This is a genomic window from Aeromonas popoffii (assembly GCF_000820025.1).
Taxonomy (GTDB): Bacteria; Pseudomonadota; Gammaproteobacteria; order Enterobacterales; family Aeromonadaceae; genus Aeromonas; species Aeromonas popoffii.
This window is the reverse complement of sequence record NZ_CDBI01000093.1, coordinates 1-6,790: the sequence shown is the minus strand read 5'-3', so window position 1 is coordinate 6,790 and position 6,790 is coordinate 1. Positions and strand designations below refer to the sequence as shown.

The following is a 6,790-nucleotide window of genomic DNA, read 5'->3' as shown; positions in this document are numbered from 1 at the left end:
GACTGGGGGAGTTACGCCAGGGAGGTGCCGAGTGAGACACATCTGACCGGGAAGATATTCACCCAGCGTATCGAGCGTAACAACCTGACGCTCAGAACGCGCATCAAGCGATTGGCTCGCAAAACCATCTGCTTCTCTCGTTCCATTGAGCTCCACGAGAAAGTGATTGGTGCCTTTATCGAAAAGCACCATTTCAACTGATTGGAGGCATCACCAGAGTGTTCTCCGCGATGCTAAACATACATTTATCACCAGATAACATTGCCCCATCCAACAGCACCCCAGACATAAATCCATTATTAATTTTACTGAGCGCATTCCCTATAGGGACATATGATACAGCATCAACTTTTTTCTCAATTAAACCCGTGCGGATGTCAACCGGGGTGCCCATTCCACGCGGTGGTATTTTCCATCTATTTTCATTGCTATCGGCTACCACTTCATCAATAGCTTCAATGCCACGGGGAACGAAGAAGTGACCAAGGTGCTGTGACAAGGTTGCCCGTTTGATGTCATCAGCGGTGAAGTCATGCATGAAATAGTTGAAGAAGGCTGCGATAAGCGGTGAGGTCTTTTGAGAACCATCTTCAATGTTGCGATGAACCACTCTAATGGCTGCTTTATAGATGATACTGCCACGCATTCCGGCTGAACCATCGTAGCCACCTAACGCATTGGAATGGGTTCGGAGGAACTGATCGGCCTCGGCTTTCACTTGAGCAAGCCAGCCCCACTGCTCATCAATTTGGCTACGTTTGGTGAAATCCCATTGGCCAGCGTCCCTCTTCAGTGCCAAATACTCCTGATACTTCTCGCCCAACCAGTCTGCATAGGCATAGAGGTGGACTTGAAAGCCCTCAGACGATGGGGCTTTACCATAGGGGTATTTGGCCGTCACCGACTTCATATAACCATCGCTAAAATGCTCAACCGAATAGCCAGCCAGACTGTCACGCATAATGAAATAGCTCGCCACATACGGATCTTTTTTATTCAGCGTACTGAAGTTAGGAAAAGGCACCTGAGCCGCACGGGCATTGTCATACATCTTTCTTAGCGGCACTCGACATAACTCGGCACTGGGGCGCTGTTCGTTGGGCAGCAAGCCCCCTGTCACATCTTCACTGATACCGGGGCAAAGCAGCTCAGACCAATCGGACTTGAGCGGGCCAAGGGGCAGCAGAGGCCGATACACTCGTCTTTCATGGGCTGCCACCAGGTGCAATGCCTTCTTGACTGCAGGGTGAAGAGGTTTGTCATAATCGATTACCTTGGCACCCAGCAGGCTAGTGGCCGGTGCCGCTGCCTTGAAAACAGTGCCTGTTGCATCGGCCAGCATACTGACCCCATCCCCCTGATCCAGCCGACCGCGGCGGCTGCAGTCGAACAGACCAGCAAAGATAATCTCGACCTTGCTCTCCTCATAGCGGTATTCCTCACCACTCTTGGTACAGATCGACTCCAGCAACTCCTCGATAAAGCGGCGCGCCAGGGTAGCCCCCAGATCAGCACCAAAAACCGAGACCTGTATCAACTTGATGGGAAGCTGATTCAGCTTTTTCGCATCCGCCACATTTTGCTTGAACTTGTTTTTCGCATAATCGACTCTGGCATCCACCCCGGTCATCAACAGATCCGCGACGAACCAATTATCACGGACAGGGGCCACCACTTCGACCGCCCCCCGCTTGACCGCATTTATGACGGTGGAGTAAGACGCATCAAAACTGCTTTTTAGCGTCAGCAGATCACCCAACTTATTAGTCAGAACCTTGCTCCAATCCCCTTTGCCCTTGATAGCATCGACAGCCGTCTCTTTGACTTGACCAACCAACTCATCGATATAGTCTCCAGTCAATGCCTGCTGTCGTGCATCCAGAATGCTATGCAAACGTTCAGTAGTCGTATCTTCAAGAGAAGTGCCCAATCCAGGCACATAAACAGCCGAGTAAAGATAAGACGAGCCAAGTTCCGACTCCCTGCGTTCAGGATGAGCTCTGAAAAGGCGACCTACATTAGTCAATCGTTGGATCTCTTCGTCTACGTGAATATTTCGTTGGTTACCATCAAAGAAAAAACCTATCTGCAATGCCAGTGAACAGGTACGAATACCTGCCTGATGAAGACTTTCTTCTCGATCTACTCTGCACTTCAGGTCATCTCTATCCACCATCACTATTTCCTCGTGCGATAAATCTTAAACTCATCTTGCATATCGATATGGCAACTGGCAGCCCAACGAACTAGCGGCTTGTTATCGGGTAAAAACAACACGCAAAAATCATTCTGTCCCTTTTCGCGCTTCGGCATGGACAAGGTTATCGAGTGTTTTTCGGGCCGCAGTCTGTCCTTTTCCAACTGGTCCTGCGTTGTACTCAGCAACCAATCGATCTTCACCGTATCGCCATCGATCCGATAGGGGCCAGCTGTTTTTCCCCCGACATTCCAACCATTGAAGGCATCTGTATTCCCCCCCATATTCCCATTCGCATATGCATAACTTATAGGCCTGTCCATAACCGACATAACGATCAGCGAGGCCCCACCATATCGCTCCTGAAACAGGAAGCTCCATCCCAGCCAGAGCACCAGTAAAATAACACTCAGCCAACGTCCCCAACGGGGCATTAGATTCCAAGCAGCAGTGGCCATGGTGGAAATAAACCGGGTCATATAAACCTCTTATTTTTAGTTAGCGGCATAAATAGAAAGTGAACAGGAGCCGAGACCCGCTTGGTGGAGGTTATTTTCACGCGCTATACGGCACCTCACATCATCCCGATCGTTCATCTTCCTTTCCTCGTGCGATAAGGGTCGATAACGTCTTCCATATCAAGATGACAACTATGAACCCAACGAACCATCACTTTGTTATCGGGTAAAAACAGCACACAGAAATCATCCTGTCCCTTTTCCCGCTTTGGCATAGGTAGGGTGATAGAGTGCTTTTCGGGCCGCAATCTGTCCTTTTCCAACTGGTCCTGCGTTGTACTCAGCAACCAATCGATCTTCACCGTATCGCCATCGATACGATAAGGTCCAGCGGTACCACCACTTGTGTTTAGACCATCGAAAGCATCTGTATTCCCCCCCATCTTGCCATTGACGTAGACGTAACTGATTGGGCGGTTGATCACCGAATGGACCACGATAGAGGCCCCGCCATGTCGCTCCTGCAACAGAAACGTCCATCCCAGCCAGAGCACCAGCACAATGGCACTCAGCCAGCGTCCCCAGCGGGGCATCAAGTTCCACGCAGCCGTGGCCATCGTGGAGATAAATCGTGTCAGGCTTCTTTCTACTGTCATGCTTGTCTCTTTTGTTATTCCTGGGCCGAACGCTCAACCAGTGAGCAGGTCCCCGCCTGATGAAGGCTCTCTTCTCGATCTACCCGGCACTGCAAGTCATCCCTAACCACCATCACTATTTCCTCGTCCGATAGGTATCAACAATGCTATCCAGCTCAACAGGGCAGCTATGGGCCCAGCGTACCATCGGGGTATTGTCAGGCAGCATCAGTACACAAAAATCATCCTGCCCCTTTTCCCGCTTGGGCATCGGTAGGGTGACAGAGTCCTTTTCAGGCCGCAGCCCTTCCTTGTCCAATTGGTTTCGCGTGGTACTCAGCAACCAGTCGATCTTCACCGTATCGCCATCGAGCCGATAGGGGCCTGCACGTCCGCCACCGCCGGCACCGAATCCATCAAACGCCAACGTGTTGCTCCCCATCTTGCCATTGACATAGACGTAACTGATGGGGCGATCGATCACCGACATGAGCACGATAGAGGCCCCGCCATGTCGCTCCTGTAACAGAAACGCCCATCCCAGCCAGAGCACCAGCACAATGGCACTCAGCCAGCGTCCCCAGCGGGGCATTAGATTCCAAGCAGCAGTGGTCATGGTGGAAATAAGTCGTGGCAGGCTTCTTTCTACTGTCATGCTGATTGCTTGAGTTGTTCCAAGGCTGAGCGCCCACCTTCCAGATAGGCCAATCCCCAGAGCATTAACTGAGCGTCGGTTGCCCCTGCCTGCTTGGCCTTGTCGAGCGCCTTGCGAACCATGGCCATCCGCTCACAGGGCGGAAACTGAGCAATATTATCCCCTGATTGCCAGAGAGCCAGCAGTCGATGGGCTTGCGGTGATCCTTCCAATGCTTGATAGAGTGCCGGGGTCAGTTGCACCAGAACTGGTTCTGCCGGGGGGATAGACAAGACCAGCTCACGCCAGTTGCCATTGCACTCCCGCAGCCACCAACGACTGATGCCACCAAAGATACCGCCAAGCCAGGGGGCATCCTGCTGCTCAAGCAGCAAGGGCAAGGCGTCAGGGGTATAGAACCGCAGCAGCATACTGTACTTGCCACCCGGCTCTATCACTCTTGCCCCAAGCGCCAACTGCTCTTGCAGTGTTTCCACAGGTCGCTCGCTGTCAATCAGCCCCACGACATGCCCCTGCTCGGCGAGTTCAGCCAGCAAGCCTTCATCCTGTTGTGAGCACTGCCAGAGCCAGGGGCCAAGATTGACCAGCTCAAACAGGTCATCGTGCAGATAGAGCGGCAAAAACAGCCCCTCACTCATCTTCTCTCGCTGCTCGGCACTAAGATGGGCCGCTTCGATCAGAGCAACTGCCTTTCCTTCACGCCAGATTGATTCAGGTAGCATCTTACTCTCCCTTCACCACGGCATCGCCCTGAGCAATGGCTCTCAGCATGCAAGGGATGCAGACAGGTTTTTCCATGGGCGGAAGTGTTTTCAACAAGGCTTCAGCACTCGTCTGGGTGGCGATTTGTGGCACGATAGTGACATGTTCTGGAGAGGGTTCCGTAGCGACAACTTTCGGTAAAAATGGGGCCTGTCCGCCCCAGCCGGACCCATTACCAGGGCTGCCGCCAGAGTTCATCTTGATGCCGGGACCAACCAGGGTGACGCCGCTCGGGTCAACCTTCACAAAACTGCCGCCAACTTTGAGGGTGATTTCAGCTCCCGCCTCCAGCACGACCTTTTGACCCGACTTGAAGTGAATTTCCTGACCCGCCTCAACCAATAACGCCTGTGCGATTTTCTGGTGAAGGGAGGCATCCACCGTCATCGAATAGTCAGCCTTGATCTGGTCGCGCTTCTCGCCTTCCACTGTCAGGTGGTCGTTGGCCTTGATGCGGGTCACCCGCTCGTTGTCGATGTCACGATGCTCGTCATGCTTGATATGCCAGGCCGCGTCGTTCTCGATTAGCACGTTCAGGTCTTTCTGACCGTGGATGTAAATCTCTTCCTGCCCCGCCTGGTCTTCAAAACGCAGCTCGTTGAAGCCCTCGCCCTGATGAGTTTCGGTGCGCAGCACGGTGCGCGTCTTGTTGGCGGGCAGCTCGTAAGGGGGGCGGTTGGTGGCGTGGAAGGTGCGACCGGTGACGATGGGCTGGTCGGGGTCACCTTCCAAAAAGCTCACTATGACCTCATGGCCAATACGCGGGATGGCCATCATGCCGTACTGGCCGCCTGCCCAGCCTTGGCTCACCCGTACCCAGCAGGAGCTCTGGTCGTTGGAACTGCCATATCTGTCCCACGGAAATTGCAGTTTTACCCGGCCATGCTCGTCGCAGTAAATCTCTTCCCCTTCAGGGCCAACCACGCTGGCGATTTGCGGGCCATCCACCATCGGCTTGTGGGGTGCCTCGGGGCTGCCGATGCGGGCGCGCCAGGTGGTGCTCGCTTTGACCACGCCAAATTCGTTGTGGTACACGGTCGGGCCGCTGCCGCCCTCCTCTTCCAGCGCCTGTGGCTGTTCGCCGGTGTGGCGGATATGAACGATTTGCCAGTCGGTGTTGAGGCTGCCGTTCGGATGCTCGGTGAGTGAAAATGTCTGCCCCGGCAAGAGGGCTGCGCTGTTGGACTTGCCACTGCCGCTGACCGCGTCATTGCGCAGCGCATCGAGCCGGTGCTGGGCAAACGCCTTGCCACTGCCGTCCTGCTTGTAGCGGCCTGGATAGTCAAAATGCTGGTAAGTGTCGCGCTGGTGCTCGAGCTCAGCCCCCATTTTCTTCTGGGAGAGGCCGTAAGCCGGGGTCTTGAAGCTGTAGTCCTTGAGCTCTACATCCGAGGGGCGTACTGATTCGCGGTAGTGGAACTGGCGCACATAGGCACCCTGTTCCAGCGAACGGTTGCCGAGGTTAAAGAACAGCTCGGGGCCTTGGGTCAATGCAGCCGCATCGTCGGCAAACACGATGCGATGTTTGCCTGCTTCAAATTCGTGGAAGTAGAACAGCCCCTCTTCGGCGGCGAGGCGGTTCAAGAAATCGAGGTCGGTTTCGCGGTACTGAACGCAATATTCGCGCTGGGCATGCTCGTTTTTCAGCGCAAAGGCGTAGTCGGTGATGCCGTGCTCTTGCAGCAAAATGGAGAGGATTTCATCAGGCTTCTGTGCCTGGAAGATGCGGGAGTTTTGGCGCAATCCCAGCCGCCACAGCGCCGGCTGCACCCGCAGCTGATAGCGCGTACGGCGAAAGCCGCTGTCCCCTTGGGCAAAGTCGCTCACTACCCCGCATACCCGGCGCTGCAGCTCGCCGTGGTACCACACCAGCAGCTCGCAGGGCTGGTCCAGCACAGCACCGAAATCGATATCGGGCTGAGCGCTGGCCACCTCCAGTTTGAGGCTAAACGGGCTGTTCAAGCCCTCATCCAGCTTGAAGCTCGCGACCGCAAAGGTGTTGTCAGCCAGTGCGCCAACCTTGACGGTGAATTGTAATCCTGTGCTCTGTGCCATGACCTTGTTCCTTATCCTGCTTGCCCGC

7 protein-coding genes are annotated in these 6,790 nt (G+C 54.4%); 1 reads left to right on the top strand and 6 read right to left on the bottom strand.

Annotated elements, in window-relative coordinates; translation table 11 throughout:
- Positions 1-201: IS1 family transposase (locus BN1129_RS20730; protein ID WP_244463090.1), on the top strand; the 201-nt coding region annotated here is incomplete at its 5' end.
- On the opposite strand, the gene BN1129_RS20725 is transcribed toward BN1129_RS20730, so the two are convergent.
- From BN1129_RS20725 to BN1129_RS20700, 6 genes are all read right to left on the bottom strand, one after another.
- Complete coding sequence (locus BN1129_RS20725) at positions 194-2,176, bottom strand: DUF2235 domain-containing protein (protein ID WP_084204717.1); 1,983 nt, start codon at positions 2,174-2,176, stop codon at positions 194-196. The two genes, BN1129_RS20730 and BN1129_RS20725, sit on opposite strands and share 8 nt — an antisense overlap.
- Before the next feature lie 2 nt (positions 2,177-2,178).
- A complete protein-coding gene (locus BN1129_RS20720) occupies positions 2,179-2,676 on the bottom strand; it encodes a membrane protein (protein ID WP_042039134.1) in 498 nt (165 codons plus the stop codon).
- Positions 2,677-2,789: 113 nt separating this feature from the next.
- On the bottom strand, positions 2,790-3,311 hold the full coding sequence (locus BN1129_RS20715; RefSeq protein ID WP_042039133.1) for a membrane protein: 522 nt from the start codon (positions 3,309-3,311) through the stop codon (positions 2,790-2,792).
- Positions 3,312-3,426: 115 nt separating this feature from the next.
- Entirely contained in the window at positions 3,427-3,945 is a 519-nt protein-coding gene (locus tag BN1129_RS20710) for a membrane protein (RefSeq protein ID WP_042039132.1), read from the bottom strand.
- Positions 3,942-4,667 (bottom strand): DUF4123 domain-containing protein, encoded by a 726-nt coding sequence (locus tag BN1129_RS20705; RefSeq protein ID WP_042039130.1) that lies wholly within the window; start codon positions 4,665-4,667, stop codon positions 3,942-3,944. Before BN1129_RS20705 ends, BN1129_RS20710 begins: the two co-directional genes overlap by 4 nt.
- Position 4,668: 1 nt before the next feature.
- Positions 4,669-6,762: a type VI secretion system Vgr family protein gene (locus BN1129_RS20700; protein WP_042039129.1), complete on the bottom strand. Its 2,094-nt coding sequence runs from the start codon at positions 6,760-6,762 to the stop codon at positions 4,669-4,671.
- Between the last annotated feature and the right edge of the window lie 28 nt (positions 6,763-6,790).